Source organism: Streptomyces sp. NPDC002206, assembly GCF_053593595.1.
On the sequence record NZ_JBSFCW010000003.1, the window covers coordinates 1 to 26,914 of the forward strand.

25 protein-coding genes and 1 pseudogene are annotated in these 26,914 nt (G+C 70.7%); 8 read left to right on the forward strand and 18 right to left on the reverse strand.

What is annotated here, in order from left to right:
* Nucleotides 1-130 precede the first annotated feature (130 nt).
* Nucleotides 131-1,630 (reverse strand): SCO1417 family MocR-like transcription factor, encoded by a 1,500-nt coding sequence (locus ACWCP8_RS08100; protein WP_352266224.1) that lies wholly within the window; start codon nucleotides 1,628-1,630, stop codon nucleotides 131-133.
* A gap of 102 nt (nucleotides 1,631-1,732) precedes the next feature.
* Here ACWCP8_RS08100 and yczE point away from each other — a divergent pair, with 102 nt between their 5' ends.
* The 4 genes from yczE (at nucleotide 1,733) to ACWCP8_RS08120 (ending at nucleotide 5,257) form a co-directional block, all read left to right on the forward strand.
* Nucleotides 1,733-2,434, forward strand: coding sequence for a membrane protein YczE (yczE, locus tag ACWCP8_RS08105; RefSeq protein WP_352266223.1), 702 nt, complete (start codon nucleotides 1,733-1,735; stop codon nucleotides 2,432-2,434).
* A complete protein-coding gene (locus ACWCP8_RS08110) occupies nucleotides 2,431-3,195 on the forward strand; it encodes a glycerophosphodiester phosphodiesterase family protein (protein ID WP_352266222.1) in 765 nt (254 codons plus the stop codon). The genes yczE and ACWCP8_RS08110 overlap by 4 nt, the downstream gene beginning before the upstream one ends.
* A gap of 45 nt (nucleotides 3,196-3,240) precedes the next feature.
* A complete protein-coding gene (locus ACWCP8_RS08115) occupies nucleotides 3,241-4,617 on the forward strand; it encodes an MFS transporter (protein WP_382846002.1) in 1,377 nt (458 codons plus the stop codon).
* 265 nt (nucleotides 4,618-4,882) lie between these two features.
* Nucleotides 4,883-5,257, forward strand: coding sequence for an RNA polymerase-binding protein RbpA (locus tag ACWCP8_RS08120; protein ID WP_007262928.1), 375 nt, complete (start codon nucleotides 4,883-4,885; stop codon nucleotides 5,255-5,257).
* Between the two features lie 171 nt (nucleotides 5,258-5,428).
* Here the strand turns inward: ACWCP8_RS08120 and fxsA are convergent, their stop codons facing one another.
* The 4 genes from fxsA to ACWCP8_RS08140 all read right to left on the reverse strand — a co-directional run bounded on the left by fxsA (nucleotide 5,429) and on the right by ACWCP8_RS08140 (nucleotide 9,528).
* A complete protein-coding gene (gene fxsA / locus ACWCP8_RS08125) occupies nucleotides 5,429-6,007 on the reverse strand; it encodes an FxsA family membrane protein (RefSeq protein ID WP_352266220.1) in 579 nt (192 codons plus the stop codon).
* A 56-nt stretch (nucleotides 6,008-6,063) separates the two neighbouring features.
* Nucleotides 6,064-6,831: a polyprenol monophosphomannose synthase gene (locus ACWCP8_RS08130; protein ID WP_352266219.1), complete on the reverse strand. Its 768-nt coding sequence runs from the start codon at nucleotides 6,829-6,831 to the stop codon at nucleotides 6,064-6,066.
* A 540-nt stretch (nucleotides 6,832-7,371) separates the two neighbouring features.
* Nucleotides 7,372-9,018: an amidohydrolase gene (locus tag ACWCP8_RS08135; protein ID WP_451114931.1), complete on the reverse strand. Its 1,647-nt coding sequence runs from the start codon at nucleotides 9,016-9,018 to the stop codon at nucleotides 7,372-7,374.
* A gap of 69 nt (nucleotides 9,019-9,087) precedes the next feature.
* Nucleotides 9,088-9,528, reverse strand: a complete 441-nt coding sequence (locus ACWCP8_RS08140; RefSeq protein ID WP_024493538.1) for an Lrp/AsnC family transcriptional regulator — start codon at nucleotides 9,526-9,528, stop codon at nucleotides 9,088-9,090.
* A 203-nt stretch (nucleotides 9,529-9,731) separates the two neighbouring features.
* Here ACWCP8_RS08140 and ACWCP8_RS08145 point away from each other — a divergent pair, with 203 nt between their 5' ends.
* The gene (locus ACWCP8_RS08145; protein ID WP_326602467.1) at nucleotides 9,732-10,130 is read left to right on the forward strand and encodes a hypothetical protein; all 399 of its coding nucleotides are present in this window, start codon (nucleotides 9,732-9,734) and stop codon (nucleotides 10,128-10,130) included.
* Between the two features lie 450 nt (nucleotides 10,131-10,580).
* On the opposite strand, the gene ACWCP8_RS08150 is transcribed toward ACWCP8_RS08145, so the two are convergent.
* A complete protein-coding gene (locus ACWCP8_RS08150) occupies nucleotides 10,581-11,753 on the reverse strand; it encodes an acyl-CoA dehydrogenase family protein (protein WP_352266217.1) in 1,173 nt (390 codons plus the stop codon).
* 244 nt (nucleotides 11,754-11,997) lie between these two features.
* Between ACWCP8_RS08150 and ACWCP8_RS08155 the strand changes: the two are divergent.
* Nucleotides 11,998-13,283: pseudogene (locus ACWCP8_RS08155) on the forward strand (glycoside hydrolase family 18 protein); the annotation flags it as partial.
* A gap of 75 nt (nucleotides 13,284-13,358) precedes the next feature.
* On the opposite strand, the gene ACWCP8_RS08160 reads toward ACWCP8_RS08155, so the two are convergent.
* Nucleotides 13,359-13,508, reverse strand: a complete 150-nt coding sequence (locus tag ACWCP8_RS08160) for an SCO1431 family membrane protein (protein ID WP_451115325.1) — start codon at nucleotides 13,506-13,508, stop codon at nucleotides 13,359-13,361.
* A gap of 117 nt (nucleotides 13,509-13,625) precedes the next feature.
* Nucleotides 13,626-14,996, reverse strand: coding sequence for a peptidase C39 family protein (locus ACWCP8_RS08165; protein WP_352266216.1), 1,371 nt, complete (start codon nucleotides 14,994-14,996; stop codon nucleotides 13,626-13,628).
* A 174-nt stretch (nucleotides 14,997-15,170) separates the two neighbouring features.
* On the opposite strand from ACWCP8_RS08165, the gene ACWCP8_RS08170 reads away from it, so the two are divergent.
* Both ACWCP8_RS08170 and ACWCP8_RS08175 read left to right on the forward strand, forming a co-directional pair.
* The gene (locus tag ACWCP8_RS08170) at nucleotides 15,171-15,800 is read left to right on the forward strand and encodes a uridine kinase family protein (RefSeq protein ID WP_451114934.1); all 630 of its coding nucleotides are present in this window, start codon (nucleotides 15,171-15,173) and stop codon (nucleotides 15,798-15,800) included.
* A gap of 359 nt (nucleotides 15,801-16,159) precedes the next feature.
* Complete coding sequence (locus ACWCP8_RS08175; RefSeq protein WP_451115327.1) at nucleotides 16,160-18,082, forward strand: AAA family ATPase; 1,923 nt, start codon at nucleotides 16,160-16,162, stop codon at nucleotides 18,080-18,082.
* 113 nt (nucleotides 18,083-18,195) lie between these two features.
* On the opposite strand, the gene ACWCP8_RS08180 is transcribed toward ACWCP8_RS08175, so the two are convergent.
* The 10 genes from ACWCP8_RS08180 to ribD all read right to left on the reverse strand — a co-directional run bounded on the left by ACWCP8_RS08180 (nucleotide 18,196) and on the right by ribD (nucleotide 26,772).
* Nucleotides 18,196-19,308: a hemolysin family protein gene (locus ACWCP8_RS08180; protein WP_451114936.1), complete on the reverse strand. Its 1,113-nt coding sequence runs from the start codon at nucleotides 19,306-19,308 to the stop codon at nucleotides 18,196-18,198.
* The gene (locus ACWCP8_RS08185; protein WP_352266212.1) at nucleotides 19,305-20,675 is read right to left on the reverse strand and encodes a hemolysin family protein; all 1,371 of its coding nucleotides are present in this window, start codon (nucleotides 20,673-20,675) and stop codon (nucleotides 19,305-19,307) included. The genes ACWCP8_RS08180 and ACWCP8_RS08185 overlap by 4 nt, the downstream gene beginning before the upstream one ends.
* A 184-nt stretch (nucleotides 20,676-20,859) precedes the next feature.
* The gene (locus ACWCP8_RS08190) at nucleotides 20,860-21,324 is read right to left on the reverse strand and encodes a PH domain-containing protein (RefSeq protein ID WP_352266211.1); all 465 of its coding nucleotides are present in this window, start codon (nucleotides 21,322-21,324) and stop codon (nucleotides 20,860-20,862) included.
* 58 nt (nucleotides 21,325-21,382) lie between these two features.
* Complete coding sequence (hisG, locus tag ACWCP8_RS08195) at nucleotides 21,383-22,231, reverse strand: ATP phosphoribosyltransferase (protein ID WP_451114939.1); 849 nt, start codon at nucleotides 22,229-22,231, stop codon at nucleotides 21,383-21,385.
* 72 nt (nucleotides 22,232-22,303) lie between these two features.
* Nucleotides 22,304-22,576 carry a phosphoribosyl-ATP diphosphatase gene (locus tag ACWCP8_RS08200; protein ID WP_018524273.1) on the reverse strand — a complete coding sequence of 91 codons (273 nt, stop codon included), beginning with the start codon at nucleotides 22,574-22,576 and terminating at the stop codon, nucleotides 22,304-22,306.
* A 35-nt stretch (nucleotides 22,577-22,611) separates the two neighbouring features.
* Nucleotides 22,612-23,097 (reverse strand): 6,7-dimethyl-8-ribityllumazine synthase, encoded by a 486-nt coding sequence (gene ribH, locus ACWCP8_RS08205; protein WP_030919009.1) that lies wholly within the window; start codon nucleotides 23,095-23,097, stop codon nucleotides 22,612-22,614.
* 29 nt (nucleotides 23,098-23,126) lie between these two features.
* Nucleotides 23,127-24,425, reverse strand: coding sequence for a bifunctional 3,4-dihydroxy-2-butanone-4-phosphate synthase/GTP cyclohydrolase II (locus ACWCP8_RS08210; RefSeq protein WP_352266209.1), 1,299 nt, complete (start codon nucleotides 24,423-24,425; stop codon nucleotides 23,127-23,129).
* Nucleotides 24,422-25,066 carry a nicotinamide mononucleotide transporter family protein gene (locus ACWCP8_RS08215; protein ID WP_352266208.1) on the reverse strand — a complete coding sequence of 215 codons (645 nt, stop codon included), beginning with the start codon at nucleotides 25,064-25,066 and terminating at the stop codon, nucleotides 24,422-24,424. The genes ACWCP8_RS08210 and ACWCP8_RS08215 overlap by 4 nt, the downstream gene beginning before the upstream one ends.
* Nucleotides 25,063-25,671, reverse strand: coding sequence for a riboflavin synthase (locus ACWCP8_RS08220; protein WP_352266207.1), 609 nt, complete (start codon nucleotides 25,669-25,671; stop codon nucleotides 25,063-25,065). Before ACWCP8_RS08220 ends, ACWCP8_RS08215 begins: the two co-directional genes overlap by 4 nt.
* The gene (gene ribD / locus ACWCP8_RS08225) at nucleotides 25,672-26,772 is read right to left on the reverse strand and encodes a bifunctional diaminohydroxyphosphoribosylaminopyrimidine deaminase/5-amino-6-(5-phosphoribosylamino)uracil reductase RibD (RefSeq protein WP_451114942.1); all 1,101 of its coding nucleotides are present in this window, start codon (nucleotides 26,770-26,772) and stop codon (nucleotides 25,672-25,674) included.
* Between the last annotated feature and the right edge of the window lie 142 nt (nucleotides 26,773-26,914).

Below are 26,914 nucleotides of genomic sequence, written 5' to 3' on the forward strand. Positions count from 1 at the left end.
GAACTCGATGTCGCGGAGATTCGACTTGTAGTGCCCCATGGGAAGGCTCCGTAATCAATAGCAGTGGCGCGCAGCGCCCCGGTCAAGGGGTGAGGTGTCGGCCGTGGCGGCGATCCGGCCGCCTCGGCGATCAGGCGACGAATGTCCTCGGCGCCTCCGCCCCCGCGCTCGCCCCCGACCCGACCAGCTGCGCCGCCGCCGCGAGCCGCGCCGCCGCCTCGTCCGCCACCGGCCCGCCGACCGTGAACGGCAGCCGTACGTACCCCTCGAAGGCGCCGTCGACACCGAACCGCGGGCCCGACGGCACCCGCACCCCCACGCGCTCGCCCGCCACGGCCAGCCGCGACCCCGAGAGTCCGCCCGTGCGCACCCAGAGCGTCAGCCCGCCGCGCGGCACCTCGAACTCCCACTCCGGCAGTTCCCGGCGCACCGCCGCGACCAGCGCGTCCCGGTTCTCCCGTGCCTGGCCGCGGCGGATCTCCACCGCTTCCTCCCAGCCCCCGGTACGCATCAGCCAGTTGATCGCGAGCTGCTCCAGTACGGGAGTGCCCATGTCGGCGTAGGCCCGGGCGGACACCAGACTGCGGATCACGTCGGGCGCGGCCCGCACCCAGCCGATCCGCATGCCGGCCCAGAAGGCCTTGCTGGCCGAGCCGACGGTGAGCACGGTGCTGCCCGCCGGATCGAAGGCGCAGACCCGGCGCGGCATCTCGACGTCGTCGTCCAGGTAGAGCTCGTTCATGGTCTCGTCGACGACCAGGACGGTCCCGGCGGAGCGGGCCGCGTCCACCAGGGCCCGGCGCTGGTTCTCGTCCGCGAGCGCGCCGGTGGGGTTGTGGAAGTCCGCCACGACGTAGGCGAGCCGGGGGGCCGCGTCCCGCAGCACGTGCCGCCAACGGTTCATGTCCCAGCCGCCGATCCCCTCCTCCATCGCCACCGGCACCAACCGGGCGCCGGCCTCCCGCATCAGCTGCAGGATGTTGGCGTACGACGGGGACTCCACCGCGATCCGCTCGCCGCGCCCCGCGAAGAGATGGCAGATGGCATCGATCGCACCCATCGCACCGGTGGTGACCATGATCTGTTCCGGCATGGTGGCGATGCCGCGCTCGGTGTAACGGTCGGCGATCATCTGCCGCAGCGCGGGCAGCCCCGCCGGGTAGTCGCCGTGGGTGTGCGCGTACGGCGGCAGTTCTTCCAGGGCGCCCTGAACGGCGCGGGTCAGCCAGGGTTCGGGCGCGGGCAGCGAGGCACAGCCCAGGTCGATCATCGAACCGAGCGACTCCGGGGGCAGCGGTTCGAGACCGCGGGCGGGCAGGGGATTACCCGCCGGCACGGCGGTCCAGCTCCCGGCGCCGCGGCGGGACTCCAGGAACCCCTCGGCCCGCAGCGCCTCGTAGGCGGCGGCGACGGTGGTGCGGCTGACGGACAGGCCGAGCGCCAGTTCACGCTCGGCGGGGAGCCGGGCGGCGACCGGCACCCGGCCCTCGAGGACGAGCAGCCGGATGCCGTCGGCGAGCGCGCGGTAGGCGGGCGGCCTGCGGGCGCCGGGGCCCATGGGCTTCTGCTGCTGGGCCTGGAGCTGCCGGGCGAGCTGCGCGGCACCGACGGCCGAAGTCCACTGCGCCATGAAAATCAGTCCACCTTCCTCGGATTGGCCATAGTTGGTAGCCAATACCTCGCCCCAGAGTGTCATGCGTCGGTCCACTGCCACCACACCAGGGAGCACATCTTGTCCAACACCGCCGTCCTGCGCGGGGCGCATCTCACACGTCGGCTGGTTCAGCTGTACGTCGGTCTGGCCCTGTACGGAGTGAGCTCGGCGCTCCTCGTCCGTGCCGGGCTCGGCCTCGAACCCTGGGGGGTGCTGCACCAGGGGCTCGCCGAGCGCACCGGGCTGTCCATCGGAGTCGTCGCGATCATCGTCGGCGCGGCGGTCCTGCTGCTGTGGATCCCGATGAGGCAGCGCCCCGGTCTCGGGACGGTCTCCAACGTCTTCGCCATCGGCCTCGCCATGGACGGCACGCTCGCCCTCGTCCCCGAGGTGCACGGCCTCGCCGGACGGATCGCGGTGATGGTCGCGGGGATCGTGCTCAACGGTGTCGCGACGGGGCTGTACATCGCGGCGCGGTTCGGCCCCGGTCCGCGCGACGGACTGATGACCGGACTGCACCGGCGCACCGGCCGCTCCATCCGGACGGTCCGTACGGCGATCGAGGTGGCGGTGGTGGCGACCGGCTTCGTGCTCGGCGGCTCCCTGGGAGTGGGCACGGTCCTCTACGCGCTCAGCATCGGCCCGCTCGCCCAGCTCTTCCTGCGCGTGTTCGCCATCCCCGGGGCGGATCCCGCCGACCGGACCGTCGCTCCCGCGCCGGAGTCCGGCACCACCGCCGTCACCGCACCGTCACCGGAGGAGGCCATACTTCCGCAGTGACCTCCCTACGCCACCCGTATCTGGACCATCCCGTGACGATCCCGTTCGCCCACCGCGGCGGAGCGGCGGACGGGATCGAGAACACGACGGCCGCGTTCCGCCGGGCCGCCGATGCCGGCTACCGGTACTTCGAGACCGATGTGCACACGACGGCGGACGGCCGTCTGGTCGCCTTCCACGACACCACCCTGGACCGGGTGACGGACGCCCGGGGCCGGATAGCCGACCTGCCGTGGAGCGAGGTGCGGCAGGCCCGGGTGGCGGGCCGCGAACCGCTTCCGCTGTTCGAGGAGTTGCTGGAGGAATTCCCCGACGCCCGCTGGAACGTGGACATCAAGGCCGAGCCGGCCCTGGTCCCGCTGATCGATCTGATCCGCCGGACGGATGCCTGGGACCGGGTGTGCGTCGGCTCGTTCTCGGAGACCCGGGTGGCCAGGGCGCACCGCCTCGCAGGCCCCCGGCTCGCCACCTCGTACGGTGTCCGCGGCGTCCTCGGCCTGCGCCTGCGCTCGTACGGCATACCGGCCGCACTGCGCGCCGGAGCGGTGTGCGCGCAGGTCCCGGAGAGCCAGAACGGGGTCAGGGTGGTCGACCGGCGCTTCGTCCGGGAGGCCCATGCGCGCGGACTCCAGGTCCATGTCTGGACGGTGAACGAACCGGAGCGGATGGCAGCGCTCCTCGATCTCGGTGTGGATGGCATCATGACCGATCACATCGAGACGCTGCGTACGGTGCTGAGCGAGCGGGGGGCCTGGGCCTGACGCCGGCCCGGCGGCGTCCCCACGGGGAGACACGAGGGGGTGCGGGTGAGCGCCGAGACCGCAGACACCGCTGAGCCGACGCCGGAACGCGCCACCGAGGGTGCCGACGCCGAGGGCCGCAGACGAGAACAACGCGGCTGGTACTTCTACGACTTCGCGTGCTCGGTCTACTCGACCAGCGTCCTCACGGTGTTCCTCGGCCCCTATCTGACGTCGATAGCCAAGGCCGCCGCGGACGCCGACGGTTTCGTGCACCCGCTCGGCATCCCGGTACGCGCCGGCTCGCTCTTTGCCTACGCGGTCTCGGTGTCCGTCGTCGTCGCGGTGGTGGTGATGCCGGTCGTGGGCGCCGCCGCCGACCGTACGGGCCGCAAGAAGCCGCTCCTCGCGGCCGCCGCGTATGTGGGCGCGGCCGCGACGACCGGGATGTTCTTCCTGGACGGCCACCGCTATCTGCTGGGTGCGTTCCTGCTGATCGTGGCGAACGCGTCGATCTCGGTGTCGATGGTGCTCTACAACGCATATCTGCCGCAGATCGCCGGGCCCGACGAACGCGACGCGGTCTCCTCACGCGGCTGGGCCTTCGGCTATACGTCGGGGGCGCTCGTCCTCGTCCTCAATCTGGTCCTCTACACGGGCCACGACTCGTTCGGCCTCTCCGAGTCCGACGCGGTGCGGATCTGTCTCGCCTCGGCGGGTGTCTGGTGGGGCGCGTTCACCCTCGTACCGCTGCGACGGCTGCGCGACCGGCGGGTGGTACCCGGCGGCGAGGGCGCGGTCGGCTCCGGCTGGCGGCAGCTGCGCGCCACTCTGCGTGACATGCGCCGGCACCCGCTCACGCTCTCCTTCCTCCTGGCCTATCTGGTCTACAACGACGGCATCCAGACGGTGATCTCGCAGGCTTCGGTGTTCGGCTCCGAGGAGCTCGGCCTCGACCAGACGACGCTGATCACCGCCGTGCTGCTGGTGCAGGTGCTCGCGGTGGCGGGGGCGCTGGGGATGGGCAGGCTGGCACGGGCGTACGGCGCGAAGCGCACGATCCTGGCCTCGCTCGTCGTCTGGACCCTGATCCTCGTCTCCGGCTACTTCCTGCCCTCGGACGCCCCGGTCTTCTTCTACGTACTGGCCTCGGCGATCGGCCTGGTGCTCGGCGGCAGCCAGGCGCTGTCGCGCTCGTTGTTCTCCCATCTGGTGCCGCGCGGCAAGGAGGCCGAGTACTTCTCCGCGTACGAGATGAGCGACCGCGGACTGAGCTGGCTGGGGCCACTGGTGTTCGGTCTCGCGTATCAGCTGACCGGCAGCTATCGGGATGCAATCATCTCGTTGGTGATTTTCTTCGTGACCGGTTCGGTACTGCTCGCGAGGGTGCCCGTACGGCAGGCCGTTGCGGCGGCAGGGAATCCTGTTCCGGAACGGATTTAGACGTTGAAGTGAAAGGCCGGTAGTGTACGCGTTTGGCCTGCCCGGAGGACCGTTACTGCGAGCGGAAGAAGCCAAACCGTTGGGTGACAACTTCTGCCAGATGTGACAAACCGGGCATTGGTGGGTACCCCAACCCTGAAAAAGCAGCGGCACGACGGGCGACGCATGACCGGCAACGGGAATCTTTACCGCCGACCGGACGTTGACCGGATGACGACGACAGCGACACCTGTCCTGTGGGCGACAAGCCCGGGAGGCACGATTCATGAGTGAGCGAGCTCTCCGCGGCACGCGACTCGTGGTTACCAGCTACGAGACGGACCGCGGCATCGATCTGGCCCCGCGCCAGGCGGTGGAGTACGCATGCCAGAACGGACATCGATTTGAGATGCCGTTCTCGGTAGAGGCGGAAATTCCGCCGGAGTGGGAGTGCAAGGCGTGCGGCGCCATGGCACTCCTGGTGGACGGGGATGGCCCCGAAGAGAAGAAGGGCAAGCCTGCGCGTACGCACTGGGACATGCTCATGGAGCGGCGCACACGCGAGGAGCTGGAGGAGGTGCTGGCCGAGAGGCTGGCGGTTCTGCGCTCCGGAGCCATGAACATTGCCGTGCATCCGCGGGACAGCAGGAAGTCTGCCTGACCGCGCAACACCGCACCTAGACAGAGCCGCGGGCCGTGGTACACCGAGTGTGTGCCACGGCCCGCGGCTCTGTCTGCCTTGAATTCTCCGGACGTGAACACCGGCACGGGCGGACAAGCCTGTCCGGGGCTGAAGGCAGCAGCTCGGCGCAGGCCGTGGGACGCGGCTGGGTCAGGGGGTCAGCGGCGGGCGGGGCTTCTCGTCCGGGTGGGAGTCGGTCTCGCGGATGACCTCGCCCTGGACGACCTTTCCGTCCGGGCGGTGGATCCGGGCCTGCTGGAACGCGTCGGAGAGGCTCCCCGGTGTCGCGATGCGCATCCGCCGCTCCATGGACACCTCCGCGCGCCTGCCGAGCATCGCCCGCACCGGCGGCACCAGCAGCAGAAGTCCCGCCACGTCCGAGATCAACCCCGGGATCATGATCAGCAGGCCGCCGAGCATCAGGAACCCGTTGCCCTTGCTGCCCGACGGGGCGGCGGGCGACGCGGCTGTGGCCCCCGGCTGCCCCGGCATCCGCTGGAGCGTCTCGGTGAGGTTGCGGAAGGCCCGGCGGCCGGCCGCCTTCATCACGACGGCCCCGAGCACGACGCCCCCGATCAGGAGCAGCAGCACGGTGAACCCGCCCGCGACGTCGGCCACCACGGTCAGCAGCCAGATCTCCAGCACCGCCCAGGCGGCGACGGCGAGAGGGATGAAAGTGCGGGCGCGCGAGCGCCGCGGGGCGGTCGGGGGCGGTGTGCCGGTCGTCATGGTCCCCAGTGTGCCTGGACGCACGTCCGAGCGGGATAAGCGGGATGTGAGGGCGATCAGGAGGGCTTGCGGCCCAGAACCCGGTTCGTGCGGGCGGTGATGCCCCACGCCGTGACCCGCCACAGCGCCTCGACGAGGATGTCGCGGCTCATCTTGGAGTCGCCGGTCTCGCGGTCCACGAAGGTGATCGGGACCTCGACCACGTGGTATCCGGCGTCGACGGCGCGACGGGCCAGGTCGACCTGGAAGCAGTAGCCCTGGGAGGCGACCTCGTCGAGGCCGATGCCCTGCAGGGTCTCCGCCCGGAAGGCCCGGTAGCCGCCGGTGACGTCCCGCGTCCGCAGCCCGAGCAGCAGCCGGGAGTACGTGCTGCCGCCCCGGGAGATCATTTCGCGGGACTTGGGCCAGTTGACCACGCGCCCGCCCGGCACCCAGCGGGACCCGAGCACCAGATCGGCGCCCTTGAGGGCGGTGAGCAGCCGGGGCAGCTCCTCGGGCTGGTGGGAGCCGTCGGCGTCCATCTCGACAAGGACGCCGTAGCCGTGCTCGATGCCCCAGCGGAAGCCCGCCAGGTATGCGGCACCGAGCCCTTCCTTGGCCTGCCGGTGCAGTACCCGGACCTGGCTGTCGGCGGCGGCGAGCTCGTCGGCGATCTTGCCGGTGCCGTCGGGGCTGTTGTCGTCGGCGACCAGGATGTCCGCGTCCGGCACTGCGGCGCGCACCCGGGTGACGATCGGCTTGATGTTCTCGGCCTCGTTGTAGGTCGGGATGATCACCAACGCTCTGCCGAGCGGGCCGTATCGCCTCTGACCGCCGTCGTTCACTTACTGCCCCTCACGTCCGTACGCAGGTGCACACCATATCGACCGCATCCGGGACCGAGGACCGACGCGGTGGGGAGGTATCGGGAGCCGGGCCGGACAGAAGGAGAGAAGTGCGGACAGAAGCTCGGACAGAAGTGCGGATCGGGGCCCGGCGTCCTTCGGGCCGACCTGGGTCCCGCTGGCTGCGGGTCGACCGAAAGCCGTTGTCTACTGAACGTCCGGGCCCCACCCGGGTCGCACCTGCCGTCCGGTTCGAACCTTCCCTCGCCCCCGAGGCGCGGGCGCTGAACCTGGCTGTCAGTGGTGGTGCACCGGTGCGGCACACCACCCCATGACCCAGCGGCGTTCGACGACTGCGTGGAGGTTCAACCGGTCGGACGTCCTGTGGTGGACTCGGCCGAACCTACCGGCCCGTGGGCGCATTCTGTCAATACCCGTCTGACCTGCAACGTTTACCGAACTCGCCTGGCCAGTACTGGAGATTCCCAGGTCGCGGGGAAGCGACGGCGCCTTCGATCGGCGGTACGAAATGTCCGGACGTCACCCGTTCGGCCTTACGTAGACAGTTTGTCCGAAGATCACGGTACGCAGGCAGACCGGAAGTTCACCGCCAGGGGTGAGGTCCGGCAGTCCGGGCGTCCCGGACCGTGGGTCCGTCGACCATCGGGCGACCCGGTCGTCCGGGGCCTGGACCACAAGCTCCTCGGTGCGCCAGACGGCGTAGTCGGCGGGTGCACCGGGCACCAGCGTGCCCGCGTCGTCGCGGCCGACGGCCCGCCAGCCGCCCCTGGTGTGCGCGGTGAATCCCGCCCGTACGGAGATCCGGTGCTCGGGCGAGCGGTGGAACGCGGCGGCCCGTACGGTCCCCCACGGGTCCAGCGGGGTCACCGGGCTGTCCGAGCCGAAGGCAAGGGGCACACCGGCCCGCAGGAGGCCCGCGTAGGGGTTCAGGGTGCGGGCCCGCTCGGCGCCGAGCCGCTGCGCGTACATGCCGTCCTCGCCACCCCAGGCCGCGTCGAAGGCGGGCTGAACGGAGGCGGTCAGACCCAGCTCCGCGAAGGCTGCGATGGTCTCGGGGGTGAGCATCTCGGCGTGCTCGACGCGGTGCCGGGCGGCCCGGATGCGCGCCAGGCCGAGCGTTTCGGAGGCGGCCCGGACTCCGGCCACCACGGCGGATACCGCGGCGTCACCGATGGCGTGGAAGCCGGCCTGCAGACCGGCCTCGGTGCAGGCGGTGACATGGGCGGCGATCTGCGCCGCGCCCAGGTGGGCGGTACCGGTCCGTCCGGCCGGACCGTCGGCGTACGGCTCGTGCAGGCACGCAGTGTGCGAGCCGAGGGAGCCGTCGACGAAGAGATCCCCGGCGGCGCCGATCGCGCCGAGTTCGCGGATCCGGCGGGCGTCCCTCTCGTCGCCCACCTGCTCGGCCCAGTAGCCGAAGACCCGCGGGCCCGGCCGCGCGGCGGCGAGCTTCAGCAGCCCGGTGAAGTCGTCCTCGTCGGAGATGTCGGGTCCGCCGCACTCATGGACGGTGCCGATGCCGAGCGAGGCGGCGTGGTCCAGGGCGGCGCGCTGGGCGTCGGCGCGCTGCTGCGGCGAGACCGCGTCGTGCGCGGCGGAACGCACCGCGTGGTGGGCGGCGCCGGTCAGCGGGGCGTCGGGGTGGTAGCCGGCCAGTGCGGTGACGTCGGGGACCAGATCGAGGAGGGCTGTGGTGACGACCGCGGAGTGCACATCGATCCGGGGCAGATAGACGGGCCGGCCACCGGCCGCCGCGTCGAGTTCGCCGCGCGACGGCGGCCGCTGCTCCGGCCAGCGGGTGGCGTCCCAGCCGTGGCCCAGGATTACCCGGTCGGCGGGGTGCGCGGCCGTGTGCGTACGTACGAGATCGAGGGCCTCGGCAAGGGTGCGGGCGCCCGAGAGGTCCAGACCGGTGAGGGCCAGGCCGGTCGATGTGGTGTGGACGTGCGCGTCGGTGAACGCCGGAGTGACCAGCGCCCCTTCGAGGTCGATCACTTCGTCGACGCCGCTCGCGAAGGCGTCGGCGGCCCCTTCGGAGCCCACCCAGGCGACATGACCGCGTTCGACGACCATGGCGGTGGCGAAGGGATCGGCGGGGCTATGGACGTCTCCACCGCGCAGCAGCACGGTGCGGTGTTCGCTCTGGGGGGCGGTGCTCTCGGTCATGACACCAGTCTCGCGCCTGCACGGAGCGGCGCGGTCCGCACCCCCCTCGGGTCCCGCGGCGGGCGTGTCTCAGATCTGCGGGGGCCGTGCCTCGTACGGAGTGGAGAGGACCACGGTGGTACGGGTGGAGACTCCGGCGAGCGAGCGGATCCGGGTGAGCAGGTGCTCCAGCTCCAGCGGGGTCGCGACCCGCACCTTGAGGATGTAGTTCTCGTCGCCCGCGACGCTGTGGCACGCCTCCAGCTCGGGCACGCCGGCGAGCCGCTCGGCGATGTCGTCCGGTGCGCTCGGGTCGAAGGGTTTCACCGAGATGAACGCGGTGAGGGGCAGCCCAACGGCCTCGGGGTCGACGACCGCGGCATAGCCCCGGATCACCCCGCGCTGCTCCAGCCTTCGGACACGCTGATGAACGGCCGAGGTGGACAGGCCGGTGGCCTTGCCCAGGTCGGTGTAGCTCATCCGCCCGTCCTTGACGAGCAACTCCACAATCTGACGGTCCAGCTCCTCCATGCGGTCAACCTATGGCCCCGGGTCCCTCCAGGCACAGTCGCAGGGGCTCCGAACAGGGCACCTGCACCGGGCATGTGACGAATGCCACAGGTTTACGGGTGGGTAGCCGGCGACCTCGCGGTTACGGCCGATGCGCGACGGGAAGTGCTTGCTGTGGTCGAGGCCGTGGCGCCTTGTCGGCCCACCCGAGGGGGAGACTATCCATGCAGAGCCTGAAGCTCACCGGACGTACCGAACCGGAGCCTGTTGAACCCGTCGAGGACTCCGCTCCCGACGCGTACGACACTTTTGAGATGTACCGGGTGATCTGCCCGGACTGTGCGCAGCCGATCGCACTGCTGGCCGACGAGGACGTGCTGCCGGAACACGCGCTGTGCCCGACCCCGTGGAACCCGTTCGTGCTCACGGTGTGCGCCGGAACCGGCCGCGGCGTCGCGCAGACGCGTCCCGCCGACGAGTCGCTCGAACTCCACGAGCAGGAGACGGCACTGCTGTTGACGCTCCCTCAGGGGCTCGACTGGCGGATGCAGCCCTTCTCGCACGCAGGTGGTGCCGGTTCGCGCCCGCTGCGGGTCCCGCAGATGCGCCGTAACGCGGCCTGACACGGTCCGCGACGCCGGCCGGCGGCACCTGACAGACACCTGCACTGCACCACGACGGCCGGACCGGCGTGGTGCGGGCAGCGTCGAGCCACGCCCGCGAGACAGGGGAACCTGGCGAACGGGCGCTCGAATCCACCCGGCAGTGACCCGGCCCCGCCCCACGGCGTTGGCCCGGCATGACGCTGCTGCATTCAACGGCCGGCCCCGGTCGCCGCCGTCTCGCCGCTCCGGCCTCCGAAGAATCGGTTCCGCGGCCCGGCTCCCAGCCGGCACCGAAGTCTGCGCCCGCACCTTCCCCGCCGCGCACGGTGCCGCATTCGACCGATCCGCCCATCTACCGGGCCATGCTGAGCCATTGGGAGTCCACCGGGCGGACCCTGCCGGGCCGCCATGACCAGGAGTGGAACCGGATCATGACGACGCCGGTGTGGTCGGACCGGCCGCTGCGGCTCAGCGCGTCTCGGGACCTGCGAGGTGGCGCGCGATGACCATGCGTTGAATCTGGTTGGTGCCCTCGACGATCTGCAGCACCTTCGCCTCCCGCATCAGCCGCTCGACGGGGAAGTCGAGGGTGTAGCCGTAGCCGCCGAGGACCTGGACGGCGTCGACGGTGACCCGCATGGCCGCGTCGGTGCAGAACAGCTTGGCCATGGCGGCCTGACGGGAGAACGGCCTGCCTGCGTCACGCAGCCTGGCCGCCTCCAGGTAGAGCGCGCGGCCCGCCTCGATCTGGGTGGCCATGTCGGCGAGCATGAACCGCAGTCCCTGGAAGTCCGCGATGGGACGGCCGAACTGCTGCCGCCCGGTGGCGTATCCGACGGCCTCGTTCAGGGCCGCCTGCGCGACACCGATGGCGCAGGCGGCGATACCGAGGCGCCCGGAGTCGAGCGCCGACAGGGCGATGGCGAAGCCCTGCCCCTCCTCACCGATCCGGCGCGCGTCGGGCACCCGTACGCCGTCGAAGTGCAGTTGGGCGGTGGGCGAGCCCTTCATGCCCATCTTCTTCTCGGGGAGGGCCGCGTTCAGCCCCTCGGCGTCGCCGGGGACCAGGAAGGCGGTGATGCCCCGGGCACCCTCGGCGCCGCTACGCGCCAGGACCGTGTAGAAATCGGCGATGCCGCCATGGGTGATCCATGCCTTGGTGCCGGTGATGACCCAGTCGCCGCCGTCCCGTACGGCCTTCGTACGGAGCGAGGCGGCATCGGAGCCCGAGGCGGGCTCCGAGAGGCAGTAGGCGCCCAGCAGGCCGCCTCCCAGCATCGCCGGCAGATGTTCCGCCTGCTGTTCCTTGGTGCCGTATCCGGCGAGGGCGTGGCAGGCGAGCGAGTGGACACTGACGCCGAGACCGACGGTGAGCCGGGCGGCCGCGAGTTCTTCGAGAACCTGGAGGTAGACCTCGTACGGCTGGTCTCCGCCGCCGTAGGCGGAGTCGTACGGCAGGCCGAGGAGTCCGGACTCGGAGAGCAGGGTGAAGACTTCGCGCGGGAACCGGCCGGCGTCCTCCTCCTCCGCCGCCCGTGGCGCGATCTCCCGCTGGACGATGTCGCGGACCAGCGCGACAAGCTGCCTGGACTCCTCGGTGGGCAGACGACGCTCCACCAACTGCGGGGCACGGTCGGACATGACGGCGCTCTCCTCCCTGTCGGGCGTTGCGGCGGTCGCGCGCGCGGGGTGTGAGCGGCGCCGCCGGGGAATTCCGGGCCGGGGCCCGGACAAGCACTACTACCCAGCCGATGCTGCCCTCCCGGATTACGAGAGTTGCTGGCCAGCGGCTGTGGCGGGTCGAGTATGCCCGATCGGACGGTATCCGTCACCGGGTGCCGGAGCGTGCGGCCGGGCGCCCGTGCGGGGCCGGGTTGCCATCGCAATGGTCCGAACCATTGACCCAACTGGTCTAGTCCATCCACGGCTCCACCCACGCTGGCCTTATCGCATTCATGCCAATTCTGAGAACATCGAGTCCTCGGGCTCGGCCGACAGGCTGACACACATCAACTACGCCTTCGGCAACGTCACCGGCGGCAAGTGCGCGGTCGGCGACAGCTACGCCGACTACGAGAAGGCGTACACCGCCGACCAGTCGGTCGACGGCGTCGCCGACACCTGGGACCAGCCGCTGCGCGGCAGCTTCAACCAGCTGCGCAAGCTGAAGAAGCTGCACCCGAATCTGAAGGTCATCTGGTCGTTCGGCGGCTGGACCTGGTCCGGCGGTTTCGGTGAGGCGGCGAAGAACCCGGCCGCATTCGCCCAGTCGTGCACGACCTGGCGGAGGACCCCCGCTGGGCCGATGTCTTCGACGGCATCGACATCGACTGGGAGTACCCCAACGCCTGCGGTCTGACGCGTAAATACCAACCGGCGTGGGCAAAACTGCAGGTAGCTGACCAGCTGACCTCCGCCTCCTGCGTTGCCGCCCCCGCGATGCAGTGTTGATCAAGGGCCACGGGGTGCTCGGCGCGCCCATTTACCTGCCCCACGGCGGTCGGCGAAGCCGCCCTGGATCGCTGACCTGCGACACCAGCGGCCATGACGCCTACGGCGACGTGCTGGCGGCGCTGCGCGCCAAGTTCGGCACGGGCAACCTGGTCACCTCGGCCATCACCACCGACGGCTCGGCCGGCGGCAAGCTCGAAACCGTCGACTACGGAGGCGCCGCGCAGTACGTCGACCGGTACAACCCGATGACGTACGACTTCTTCGGCGCCTGGGGCGCGCAGGGCCCGACGGCCCCGCACTCCCCCGCTGACCTCGTACACCGGTATTCCGAAGGAGGGCTACACCGGCGACGCCGCCGTCACCGAGCTCAAGGCCCTCGGCGTCCCCGCCTCGAAGCTGCTGCTCGGGATCGGCTTCTACGGCCGCGGCTGGACGGGTGTCGCGCAGGACGCGCCGGGCGGTACGGCGACCGGGCCGGCCACGGGTACGTACGAGGCGGGCATCGAGGACTACAAGGTCCTCAAGGCCGGCTGCCCGGCGACCGGCACCGTGGCCGGCACGGCGTACGCGCACTGCGGGACCAACTGGTGGAGCTACGACACCCCGGCCACCATCGCCACGAAGATGGACTACAAGAACCAGCAGGGCTCGGGAGGCACGTTCTTCTGGGAGTTGAGCGGTGACACCGCCAACGGCGAGCTGATCAAGGCGATCAACCAGCCGCAACCGTGCGATCCCAAGGGGCGGGGAGCCCGAGAGGCTTCCCGCCCCGTACCGCCGACGCCCGGCTTCTCACATGAGGCCGGCCTGGGTGACGAACATGGCGATGAGGACGACGAGCGTCCAGCCCAGGACGTTCTCCAGCAGCTTGGACCGGTCCTCGGGACCTCCGGTCCGCGCGCGGCGGCGGGCAGTGACGGTGGCTGCGGTGGTCGCGGTCATGGCATCTCGCTCGGTCGTCCGGCAGTCAACGTCCCCCCGTGACCCGTCCAGGGTGTCAGTCGGCCAGGCCCCCGGGGTAGATGACATCGGTCACTGCCCCGGGAGCGCCGGACCGCGTCAGCGGATGCCGACGGCTGCCAGAGCCCGCTGCTGGGCGGGCGTCGGATGCGCCGGGAAGTAGAGGTAGCAGACGCCGCCTGTGCCGGACACCACTTTGCCGCTCGCGTTGTAGCGCTTGGTGCGGAGCCAGATCGTCTCCCACTCGTGCCGCTTGTAGATCCGGCGGACGGCCTCGTCGCTCGGCGAGGCCGGGTCGTTGGCGATCACATCACCGTCCGCCGTGAACCCGATCACGGTCATGAGGTGGCCGGAGGTCCCGTACCCGGCCCCGGTCAGCTCCTCCTTGAGGAAGGACTGCGACGTTATGGCCGGGATGCCGGCCCGGATCAGCGTCTCCAGGTCGGTCAGCGAGCTCAGCCGCGTCACGACCGCGCTCATGTCGTCGTACGTGGCGGCATAGGCGGCGTTGAACGGCCAGTTGCCGCAGCCCTCGTACTGGTAGTCGTACGTGAAGCGGGCCGCATGGCAGACCTGCGGGTCGGCGAGGCCCGGCTTCACCCAGGCCAGGTCCTCGGCGGTGGGCCTGCGCCCCCAGTACTCGATGATCATCTGCGAGGAGGTGGGGCTGCACCACGCCTCGCCGCCGTTGTCGTACTCCGGGTACTGGCCCGCGTGCACGCTCTGCGAGTAGCGCGGCACCGGCAGCTCCCGGGCGAGGCCGGAGGCGCTGGGCTCCACGGTGAAGCGGTCGGGGATGTCCGAGGCCATCGCGCCGAGCCGCCACACGGTCGGGGTGAGGCTGCTGCCCGGGGTGCGGTACAGGGTGAGTCGCAGCTCGTACGAGACCAGCCGCAGCCCGCTCGCCGCATCGTCCACCGAGAAGGTGTCGGTCCAGATGGAGCTCTTGCCGTCGGTCTGGTCGTCGACGGAGGTGCGGCGGATGTCGCCGTCGCCCGCCGCCCAGCGGCCCATCACGTACCAGGGAGTGTCGGTGCCGTCCGAGTAGCGGCCGCTCAGCTCGATCTGGATCCAGGTGCCTGCCGGGGTGTCCGCGTTCCAGGATGCGATGACCTCGGTCGCCGGGACCGCGGACCGGTGCCGGGGCGAGGTCCAGGTCGCGTACTCCCAGGTGGCGGTGTTCCCGGTGTGCGGGTCGGTGTAGTCGGTACGCCCCCGGGGGTCGCCGATCACCAGACCGGGCCTGCGTCCCGCGACGGCGCGCGTCCCGGCGCCGCAGCCGCTGCGCCAGTCGGTGTACGTACTCCAGGAGTGGTTGTCCACGAGGGAAGCGGCCGCCGCAGCCGCGTCGGGCGGGGCAGCAGCCGGGATCGCGGCGGCTGCGGAGCCGGCGGACGACGCCGTACCGGCGGCGGCCGCCACCGCGAGCGCGGCGGTCAGCACAGTTCTGCGTGAGGTCGGTCGGTTCATGGGCGAAACCCCCGGTGGTAAGCGGAATGGGGCTGCGGGTGCACGACAGTGCGCCAACTATTGCGGGTCGCAGCCGGATTGGGCCAGCAAATCGCAGTGCGCCGCCGAACCAATATTGGTCTGGTCCACTGGCGTGACCTGCGGTTGCTCCCGACCGGCTCGTAGGCTGGCCACATGAACGACCTCTCGCGCCACGCCTCCCGGCTGCGCACCCTGGCGCCGTCCTGCGGACCGGTCCGGCTGATCGGCGTCGACGGCCATGCAGGATCGGGCAAGAGCACCCTCGCGTCCCGCCTCTCGGCCGCGCTCGGCGACGCGCCCGTGCTGCAGCTGGACGATCTGGCCACGCACGAGGAGCTGTTCGCCTGGGTGGACCGGCTGCGCGAGCAGGTGATCGGGCCGCTGTCGCGCGGCGAGAGCGCGCGCTATGCGCCGTACGACTGGACCGCTCGGCACTTCGGCCCGCCACGCACTCTGGAACCCGCGCCGGTGGTTCTGATCGAAGGGGTGGGGGCAGGTCGCCGTGCGCTGCGTCCGCATCTCGCACGGCTGTGGTGGATGGAGCTCGGCCCCGCAGCGTCGTGGGAGCGGGGCCGGCGCCGGGACGGACCCGCGCTTTCGGCGTTCTGGGACGGGTGGACCGCGGCCGAGGCAGAACATTTCGCCGCCGATCCCTCGCGTCCCTACGCGGATGCCCTGGTACGCCAGTTGCCTGTGGGGTACGAGTGGCTGGAGGGGCCCCGCGCGACAGCAGGAGCGAACCATTCCGTCACCCACCGTGATCCTCCCGCGGCGACGTACTGAGCAGTCGGAAATCGGCCCGGAAGTGCCTCAACTGTGCTTGACCCGGGGGCGGTACAGGTCTTACGTTCTCAATGTGCGGCTTTTCGGAGCCCCCACAGAGACGAAGCCCCCGGTTGTTCCCCCGTGATCGGGGGCTTCGTTCTGCCCTCGCACCCCTTTTCGCGCTGCTGTACACAACCTCCCGCTTACCCTCGGTCACGGTCTCCGTTCCGCCTGCGGCGCTCTTAGTCGCGCACTCCCTGCGCAGGTACGATGCCTTTCGGTGCGGTCAATTCCCTTCCGTGGCAGAGTGGTTCAGCGCGCCTCGACGGGCGGTCGTGCGGCGGGAGATCCTGGGGGCACGGCTTGTGGGGGACCTGATGGACATCGGCACGCAGGGCGCACAGGCCCCGGCCGACCTCGCCTGGCTGCGCGGCGTGGACGCCTACACGATGGGCGCCTACCCGCAGGCCGAGGAGGAGTTCAGAACAGCGGTGCGTCTGGATCCCGGCATGGCGGACGCCTGGCTCGGCCTCCATGCCCTGCGCATCGACACCACAACCGCACTGCTGCGTATGCACCGGCATCGCGACCGGTTCGGCGAACAGCGCACCCGCCATCGGCGCACGCTCAACTCCTGGTACTGGCTGGGCTGGTGGGTGCAACCGGTGCTGGAGAGCCCACGCGACCTGCTGCTCGCGCACGCGTCGCACTGGCTGGACGGGCGTCATGTCGCCGAGCTGGACCGGGCGTTGGCCGGACTGCCGCCGGTGGACACGGACCCGCAGGTGCGGTTCCTGCACGCCTGCCGGTCCTATCTGGTCAAGGACTGGGAACAGCTCGTACGCAACACCGAGCAGCTGGTCGACGATCCGCTGCTCGGCATCGAGGCAGGGCTCTTCGGCGGGATGGCGCGGGTGCGGCTGGAGATGTACGGGCAGGCCGAGCCGCTGCTCTCCACGGCACTGATGCGCTGCCGCAGCGAACAGCCGCAGCGCAAGGAACTGCGCTACTGGCTGGCCCGCGCGCACGAGGGCACCGGCCGCAGCGCGGCCGCACTGCCGCTCTACCGGGCGGTGCACCGGATCGACCCGGCGTTCATGGACACCTCGGCGCGGCTCGCCGCCATCGCGGACTATGACGGGCTCGAAGGCACCGACGACGCGTCAGGTCTCGCCTCCGTGTCGCTGACCGGGATCGGCATGGACGGCACGGTCGCGGAGGCGCAGCAGGACAGCGACTCGCTGCTCGGCACCGATCTGGTGGACGGCCGGGAGCTGCGGCCCGGCGGCGAACAGCAGAACCTGCCGGGTGTCGGCGGGCTGCCTCCCGCCGACGGGACGGGGGCACGGGAGAAGACGGCGGTGCCCGGTCAGTCGTCGTCCCAGCCGTTCCCGGCGGGGCCCAGCGATCCGGTGCTGCTCGCCGAGGCGCTGGCGGAACTGGAGCGGATGGTCGGCCTCGAACCCGTCAAGCGCCAGGTCAAGGCGTTGTCCGCGCAGCTGAACATGGCGCGGCTGCGGGCCGGCGAGGGGCTCTTGGTCCAGCCTCCCAAGCGTCACTTCATCTTCTCGGGGCCGTCCGGGACCGGGAAGACCACGGTGGCCCGGATCCTGGGCCGGGTCTTCTACGCACTGGGGCTGCTCGGCGGGGACCACCTCGTCGAGGCCCAGCGTTCCGATCTGGTCGGCGAGTTCCTCGGCCAGACCGCGGTCAAGGCCAATGAGCTGATCGACTCGGCGCTCGGCGGAGTGTTGTTCGTCGACGAGGCGTACAGCCTCTCCAACTCCGGCTACAGCAAGGGTGACGCGTACGGGGATGAGGCACTGCAGGTGCTCCTCAAGCGGGCCGAGGACAACCGGGACCATCTCGTCGTCATCCTCGCGGGCTACCCCGAGGGCATGGACCGGCTGCTGGCCACCAACCCCGGTCTCTCCTCCCGCTTCACCACTCGGGTGGACTTCCCCAGCTACCGGCCGCTGGAACTCACCTCGATCGGCAAGGTGCTGGCCGCCGACAACGACGACGTGTGGGACGAGGAGTCCCTGGAGGAGCTGCGGTCGATCAGCGGCCATGTCGTCGACCAGGGCTGGATCGACGAGCTGGGCAACGGGCGGTTTCTGCGCACGCTGTACGAGAAGAGCTGCGCGTACCGGGATCTGCGGCTGTCCGGGTACGCGGCGGTACCCACGCGCGACGATCTGGCGACGCTGCGGCTGCCGGATCTGATGCAGGCGTACGGCGAGGTCCTGTCCGGCCGGGGGCCGGTGGACCGGGGGCCGCAGGAACCTCCGGGGCTGTGACGGGGTGGTGGGGCGGGTTGCAGGCACCGGGCCCGCCCGGCGGCCGGTGTGACCTCGAACGCCGGACGGGCCCGGATGTGGCTCCCGTCCGGCGATGAGGCCGCACCTGGTTGTCAGGTTCGCGCCGCCAGTGGGTGGAGTTCGTCCACGCCGGGCCCCGCTGCTGCGGCCTCCACCGTCCGGCGGGGTACCGAGACCCGGTGCGCCGGATCGCGCACCTCGCCCACCAGCATTTCCAGGACGTCCTCCATCGCGACGAGCCCCAGCACCCGGCCCGACGCGTCGGCCACCTGGGCAAGGTGGGTGGCCGCGCGGCGCATCACCGTCAGCGCGTCGTCCAGGGGGAGCTCCGCCCGGAGCGTCGCCATCGGGCGCCAGACGTGTTGCGGAACGGCCCGTTCGCCGTCCTCCAGATCGAGGACGTCCTTGACGTGCAGGTAGCCCATGAACGGGCCGCCGCCCTCCGCGCAGACCGGGAAGCGTGAGTAGCCGGTCCGTACGGTCAGTTCCTCGATCCGGTGCGGGGTGACCGAGGGGTCCACGGTCACCAGGGAGGCCCGGTCGAGCAGTACATCGGTGACCGGCCTGCTGCCCAGCTCCAGCGCGTCCTCCAGCCGCTCCTGCGCCTCCGGTTCGAGCAGTCCGGCCTGTCCGGAGTCCTCGACGAGCCGGTTGAGCTGCTCGCTGGTGAAGACGGCCTCGACCTCGTCCTTGGGTTCGACGCCGAACAGCCGGAGCACCAGCCGGGCGCAGGCGCCCAGTGCCGCGGTGACCGGGCGGCAGAGCCGGGCGAAGCCGACCAGGCCGGGGCTGAGCCACATCGAGGTCTTCCCCGGAGCCGCCATGGCCAGGTTCTTCGGGACCATCTCGCCGATGACGAGGTGGAGGAAGACCACGAAGACGAGCGCCAGGACGTAGCCGAGCGGGTGGACGAGGCCCTCGGGCAGGTGCGCCGCGTGGAAGACCGGCTCCAGCAGATGGGCGACGGTAGGTTCGGCGACGGCACCGAGGGTCAGTGAGCAGATGGTGATGCCGAACTGCGCGGCGGCCATCATCTGCGGCAGGTTCTCCAGGCCGTAGAGCACCTGACGGGCCCTGGTCGATCCGGCCGCCGCGAGGGGTTCGATCTGGCTGCGGCGTACGGAGACGAGTGCGAACTCGGCACCCACGAAGAAACCGTTCGCCAGCACGAGGAGCCCGGCGAAGAGCAACTGGACGACGCTCATCGTGCGGCCTCCAGGACACCGCGTTCCGCCGACGGTGCGTCGACAGCTTCCGGCACATCGGCGATGCGTACGAAGCGAACCTGTTCGGCGCGGTAGTGACCGACCTGACGGACCGAGATCCGCCAGCCCGGCAGTTCGGCCCGGTCACCGGGGGCAGGGATCCGTCCGAGGAGATCGGCAACCAGTCCGGCCACCGTCTCGTACGGTCCTTCCGGCACGTCAAGGCCTATCCGGCGCAGGGTGAGGACCCGGCAGCTGCCTTCGGCGTCCCAGGCGGGACGGCCGTCCTCCGGGGCGGCGACGGCCAGTTCGGGCCGGTCGGCGCCCTCCGCGTCGTGCTCGTCCCTGACCTCGCCGACCAGTTCCTCGATGATGTCCTCGAGCGTGACGACACCGGCGGTGCCGCCGTACTCGTCGACCACGACGGCGATGGGCTGCTCCTTGCGCAGGCGTTGGAGCAGCTGTTCGACGGGGAGGGTCTCGGGGACGAGGAGGGGCGGTACGGCGATCCGCCCTGCCGGGGTGCGCAGCCGCTCCTGGGCGGGTACGGCGAGCGCGTCCTTGAGGTGGATCATGCCGACGACCTCGTCGATCCGGTCCCGGTAGACCGGGAAGCGGGAGAGGCCGGTGGCGCGGGTGAGGTTGAGGACGTCCGCCGCGGTCGCGGTCGACTGCAGGGCACTGACCCTCACACGCGGGGTCATGACGTGCTGTGCGGTGAGTCCGGCGAGCGACAGGGTCCGTACGAAGAGATCCGCGGTGTCCTGTTCGAGGGTGCCGGCCTCGGCGGAGTGCCGGGCCAGGGAGACCAGTTCACCGGGGGTGCGGGCGGAGGCCAGCTCGTCGGTGGGTTCGACGCCGAGCAGCCGCACCAGCCGGTTGGCGACGGTGTTCAGCAGGGTGATCACCGGCCGCAGCGCACTGGCGAAGCGGTGCTGGGGGCCGGCGACGAACCGGGCGACCTGGAGCGGCCGGGAGACTGCCCAGTTCTTCGGTACGAGCTCGCCGATCACCATCTGGACGGCGGAGGCGAACAGCATCCCGATCACCACACTGACGCCGGGTACGGCCCCGTCGGGGAGTCCGGTCGCGGTGAGCGGTCCGGCCAGCAGCTCGGCGAGGGCCGGCTCGGCGAGCATGCCGACGACCAGTGAGGTGATGGTGATACCGAGCTGGGTGCCGGAGAGCTGGAAGGAGAGCTCGCGCAGGGCGTCGACGACGGTACGGGCCCGCCGGTCGCCCGCGGCGGCGGCGCGCTCGGCGTCCGGCCGGTCCACCGTGACAAGCCCGAACTCGGCTGCCACGAAGAATCCGTTGGCGAGGATGAGAAGGAATGCCGCACTGAGAAGCAGCAAGGGGGTGGTCATGCCGCCGCCTCCTGGGATGGGGCGGCGCAGGTACTACCGGACGATCCGTCCATTGCTGGAGGGAGTCACTCCTTGGGTCGAAGGAAAACCCCGCCGGCCTCAGGGGCTCTCTGTGCGGGGCGGGGCGCACAGGGCGCCACCGCCCTCCAGAGTAATCAAGAAGTGGCCGAACGGGGCAGGGGGCTCAGCCGTTGTTCGTACCCGTGCCGTGATTCTCGGCGAGGGCGCGGAGCGTACCGGCGTCGCGAATGGCCTGTTCCTTGGCGATTCCGGGCTGGATGCCGAGGGCGGGCATGCTGGTCCCGTCGCTGAGATCGAGGAAGACCCACGGGTCGCCGGCGCGCAGGTTGACGCGGAGGATCTCCGCCCAGGACAGCCGTCGGGTGCGGGTGAGATTGACCACGGTCACCCCGTGGTCGTCGGCGACGACCTTGGGGCGGCTGAGCAGCGCCAGGACGGCGAAGAAGAGCAGCGCGGTGAAGATGAAGCTGACCCGCTCCCCCGGGCTCAGCTGCTCCAGGCTCATCGCGATGACGGTGATGACGACGAACATCGCCGCCCCCACGGTCAGCAGGACCAACCGGGTACGGGTCGGCCGGAAGGTGACCGGGAGAGTGGGGAGTTCGGGCCGGGGTGCGGGGGCGGACATGGTGTTCTTCTGTCTTCCGGTGGGTCTGGCTGCCGGTGGGTCGCTGGCTGTCCGGCCGTCAGAGGCGGCAGGCGTGGATGGCCGTCGTGAGGATGGCGCGGGCGCCGAGCTCGTACAGGTCGTCCATGATCCGCTGGGCCTCCTTGGCGGCGACCATGGAGCGGACGGCGACCCAGCCCTCGTGGTGCAGCGGGGAGATGGTCGGCGACTCCAGGCCCGGGGTGAGGGCGACCGCGCGCTCCAGGTGCTCGACGCGGCAGTCGTAGTCCATCATCACGTAGCTGCGGGCGACCAGGACGCCCTGCAGGCGGCGGAGGAACTGCTGCACCTTGGGGTCGTCCTGGGGGGCACCCGTACGGCGGACGACGACGGCCTCCGACTTCATGATCGGCTCGCCGATCACTTCGAGTCCGGCGTTGCGCAGGCTGGTGCCGGTCTCCACCACATCGGCGATGACCTGGGCGACCCCGAGCTCGATGGCGGTCTCGACCGCGCCGTCGAGGTGGACGACGGCCGCGGTGACGCCCACGTCGGCGAGGTGCTTGGCGACGATGCCCTCGTAGGAGGTGGCGATCGTCATGCCGTCGAAGTCCTGCGGGCCGTGGGCCGTGCCGGGCTTGGTGGCGTAACGGAAGGTGGAGCGTGCGAAGCCGAGCTGGAGGATCTCCTCGGCATCGGCCCCGGAGTCCAGCAGCAGGTCGCGGCCGGTGATGCCGATGTCGAGACGGCCGGAGCTGACGTAGATCGCGATGTCGCGCGGCCGCAGGTAGAAGAACTCGACCTCGTTCTCGGGGTCGACGAGGACGAGTTCCTTCGACTCCTTGCGCTGCTGGTAGCCGGCCTCATGGAGCATCGCCATCGCAGGCCCGGAGAGTGAACCCTTGTTGGGGACGGCGATGCGCAGCATGAGGTCAGGTTTCCTTTGCGAGGAGGGAGTCTTGTGCGGACGTGCGGATGCAGGGGTGTGCGGCGGTCCTGCTCAGAGGTGTGCGTAGACGTCATCGAGGGAGATTCCGCGGGCGACCATCATCACCTGGACGTGGTACAGCAGCTGCGAGATCTCCTCGGCGGCGGCGTCCTTGCTCTCGTGCTCGGCGGCCATCCAGACTTCGGCGGCCTCCTCGACGACCTTCTTGCCGATGGCATGGACTCCCTTGTCCACCAGCTCGGCGGTGCGGGAGGTCGAGGGGTCGCCGTTGGCGGCCTTGAGCTGCAGCTCGGCGAAGAGCTCTTCGAAGGTTTTGTTCGCCATGATGGTTCTTAGAGTACGGGGTACCGCCCCCTCGCTCAGCGCCAGGGCTCGCTGACGGTGCGCAGCGTGGCAGCAGTGGCGACGGCCGCGGTGACCGCTTCGTGACCCTTGTCCTCGTTGGACCCTTCGAGGCCGGCCCGGTCGAGCGCCTGCTCCTCGGTGTCACAGGTCAGTACGCCGAAGCCGACCGGGACTCCGGTGTCGACGGCGACCTGGGTGAGGCCGTTGGTGACGCCGTGGGACACGTACTCGAAGTGGGGCGTGCCGCCGCGGATGATTACGCCGAGGGCGACGATCGCGTCGTAGCCGCGGCCGGCCAGCACCTTGGCGACGACCGGGAGCTCGAAGCTGCCGGGGACCCGGAGCAGCGTCGGCTCGTCGATGCCGAGGTCGTGCAGGGCACGCAGTGCGCCGTCGACGAGGCCGTCCATGACCTTCTCGTGCCACTGGGCGGCGATCACCGCCACTCGCAGGTCACCGCAGTTGCGTACGGACAGTTCGGGTGCGCCCTTGCCGCTCATGTTTCTCCTACCGCTCGTTTCCGTGGTCGTTACTGGTTGCCGCAGGTCGACACCGAGGCGGTGTCGAGCCAGGGCAGGTCGTGTCCCATGCGGTCCCGCTTGGTGCGCAGGTACCGCAGGTTGTGCTCGCCGGCCTGGACGGGCATCGGCTCGCGGCCGGTGATCGCGAGGCCGTGCCGCAGGAGCGCGGCGGTCTTGTCGGGGTTGTTGGTCATCAGCCGGACGCCGTGGACGCCGAGGTCCTTGAGAATCTGGGCGCCTGCCCCGTAGTCCCGGGCGTCGGCGGGCAGGCCCAGCTCCAGGTTGGCGTCGAGGGTGTCGACACCGTGCTCCTGGAGTTCGTACGCCCGCAGCTTGGAGAGCAGGCCGATGCCGCGGCCCTCGTGGCCGCGGAGATAGACGACGACGCCACGGCCCTCGTCGGTGATGCGCGCCATGGCCGCGTGCAGCTGGGGGCCGCAGTCGCAGCGCTGGGACTGGAAGATGTCGCCGGTCAGGCACTCGGAGTGGACCCGGACGAGAATGTCGTCGCCGTCACCGAGGTCGCCGTGGACGAGCGCGACATGCTCGACGCCGTCGACCGTGGAGCGGTAGCCGTACGCGGTGAACTCGCCGAACGACGTCGGCAGCCGGACCTCCGCCTCGCGGCGGACGGTCGGCTCGGAGGAGCGGCGGTAGGCGATCAGGTCCTCGATCGAGATGATCGTGAGGCCGTGCTTGCGGGCGAACGGCACCAGCTCGGGCAGACGCAGCATCACCCCGTCCTCGCCGGCGATCTCGACGATCGCACCGGCGGGCCGCAGCCCGGCGAGCCGGGCCAGGTCGACGGCGGCCTCGGTGTGGCCGTTGCGGACGAGTACACCGCCGGACCGGGCGCGGAGCGGGAAGATATGACCGGGGCGCACGAAGTCGGCGGGGCCCGCCTGTCCGCCCGCCAGCATCCGGAGCGTGGTGGCCCGGTCGGCGGCGGAGATGCCGGTGGTCACGCCGTGCGCCGCGGAGGCGTCGACCGAGACGGTGAACGCCGTGCGCATCGACTCGGTGTTGTGCGTGACCATCTGCGGCAGTTCGAGCCGCTCCAGTTCGTCGTTCTCCATCGGCGCGCAGATCAGGCCGCGGCATTCGCTCATCATGAAGGCGACGATCTCGGGCGTGGCCATCTCGGCCGCGATGACGAGGTCGCCCTCGTTCTCCCGGTCCTCGTCGTCGACGACGACGACGGGGCGTCCGGCCGCGATGTCGCGGATCGCCTGCTCGACGGGGTCGAGGGAGAGGTCCTCGACGACGCTGTCGTGTTCCGGGTGCAACCAGGTGGGCTGGGCAGTCATGCCGTGGCTCCTTCCAGAGCGGGTGTCCGCGTACGCAGCCACCAGTCGCGCATGCCCCACAGGACGAGGGCGCCGTAAATGACGTAGACGAAGCCGGAGAAGGCGAAGCCGTTGGCGAAGTTCAGCGGCACACCGACCAGGTCGACCAGCAGCCAGGCGAACCAGAACTCGACCATGCCGCGCGCCTGGGCGTACATCGCGACGACCGTGCCGACGAAGATGTACGCGTCGGGCCACGGGTCCCACGACAGCGTCGGGAACACGGTGAACAGCCCGCCGACGGCGAGGGTGCCGAGGGCGGCGCCGCCGACCAGGAAGGCCCGCTCGCGCCAGCTGGCGAACCGTACGGCGATGGAGCCGTCCTGGGCCTGCTGCTTGCCGCGGTTCCACGACCACCAGCCCCACGCGGCCACGACGATCACCACCAGCTGCTTGCCCGCGCTCCCCGAGAGGTGAGCGGAGGCGAAGGCGGCCAGCAGGATCAGGCCGGAGACCAGCTGGGCGGGCCAGGTCCATATGGAGCGGCGCCAGCCGAGCGCGAGGGCGGCCAGTCCGACCGTGTTGCCGATCATGTCGGACCACTTGATGTGCTGGCCGAACAGGGTGAAGGCCTCCGAGTTGAGCCAGCCGACGGCGCTCACTTCGTGTCCTCCCGGTCCCGGCCGCCGAGCAGCCGCTCGACGTACTTCGCGATGACGTCCACCTCGAGGTTGACCGGGTCGCCGGACTCCTTGATGCCGAGCGTGGTCAGGGCGAGGGTGGTGGGGATGAGGCTGATGGTGAAGTAGTCGGGTCCGGCGTCGACGACGGTCAGGCTCACGCCGTCGACGGTGATCGAGCCCTTCTCCACCACGTACCGGGTCAGCTCCGCCGGGAGGGAGATCTTCACGATCTCCCAGTTCTCGGAGATCTTGCGCTCGAGGATGCGGCCCGTGCCGTCGACATGCCCCTGGACGATGTGCCCGCCGAGCCTGCCGCCGACCGCCATGGGGCGCTCCAGGTTGACCCGGGAGCCGGTCTCCAGTGCGCCGAGGCTGGACCGGTTCAGGGTCTCGGCCATCACATCGGCGGTGAACTCTCCGTCGCCGAGGTCGACGACGGTGAGGCAGACGCCGTTGACGGCGATGGAGTCGCCGTGCTTGGCGCCTTCGGTGACTACGGGACCGCGCAGGCGGAATCGGGAGGCGTCGCCGAGCTTCTCGACGGCGGTGACCTCACCCAGTTCTTCGACAATTCCGGTGAACACTCAGTTTCCCTTCCGGGCAGGGCCGGGGACGGCGGTGATGCGCAGATCGGGACCGATGCGTACGGTCTCGGTCACGTCGAGGCGCAACGCCTGGGCGATGGTGGAGATTCCGGCCTCGGCGAGGGCCGCGGGGCCGGCGCCGAGGAGCACGGGGGCGAGATAGCCGACGACCTTGTCGACCGTTCCCGCCGCGACGAAGGCCCCGGCCAGGGTCGGGCCGCCTTCGAGAAGTACGGAGCGGACGCCGCGCGAGTGCAGGGCGGCGAGCAGGGCGTGGATGTCCAGGCCGGGGCCGGTGGCGGCACGCGGCAGCCGCAGCACGGTCCCCTCGGGGAGATGGCCGGTGTCGGCGTCCTCGGCGACCGCGACCAGGGTGGGCGCCGTGTCGTCGAGGACCCGGGCGCCGGGGCGCACCGCCGTGGCGCCGGTGTCGACGACCACGCGCAGCGGCTGTACGGCGCCTTCGATGCCTCGGACACCGAGCTGGGGGTCGTCGGTACGGGCGGTGCCGGAGCCGACCACGACGGCGTCGGCCTCGGCGCGCAGCCGGTGGACGTCGGCGCGCGACTCGGGAGAGGTGATCCAGCGGCTGGTGGCGTCGGCGGCGGCGATCCGGCCGTCGAGCGTCGCGGCGTACTTCCACAGGACGTACGGACGGCCGAGTCGCACCGAGGTCAGCCACGCGGCGTTGCCCGCCTCGGCCTCGTCGGCGAGGAGCCCCTGTTCCGCCTTGATCCCGGCTGCGCGGAGGGTGTCCGCACCTCCGGTGGCCTGCGGGGTCGGGTCGGCCACCGCGTACACGACACGGCTGACGCCGGCCTCGATCAGTGCCTGGGCGCAGGGGCCGGTGCGACCGGTGTGGTTACAGGGCTCGAGAGTGACGTACGCGGTGCTGCCGCGGGCCTTCTCACCTGCTGCGCGCAGGGCGTGGATCTCGGCGTGCGGCCCTCCGGCGCGCTGGTGGAAGCCTTCACCGGCCGGACGTCCCTCGGCGTCGAGAATCACGCATCCGACGACCGGGTTGGGGCTGGTGGAGCCGAGTCCGCGGGCGGCGAGCGTGATCGCTCGGCCCATGGCGGCGCTGTCGGCTGCGGTGTCCACCGGGTCCTCCTGCCTCTTCGGGCACGGACTCCGGGGCCTGTCGATGACGACAGATGAAGCGGAACGCGACAGGGAACGCCGAAACCGAAGACACGGACGCGGGTCTTCCGGAAACCCGGAAAACGCATCCGCCGACGGCGGC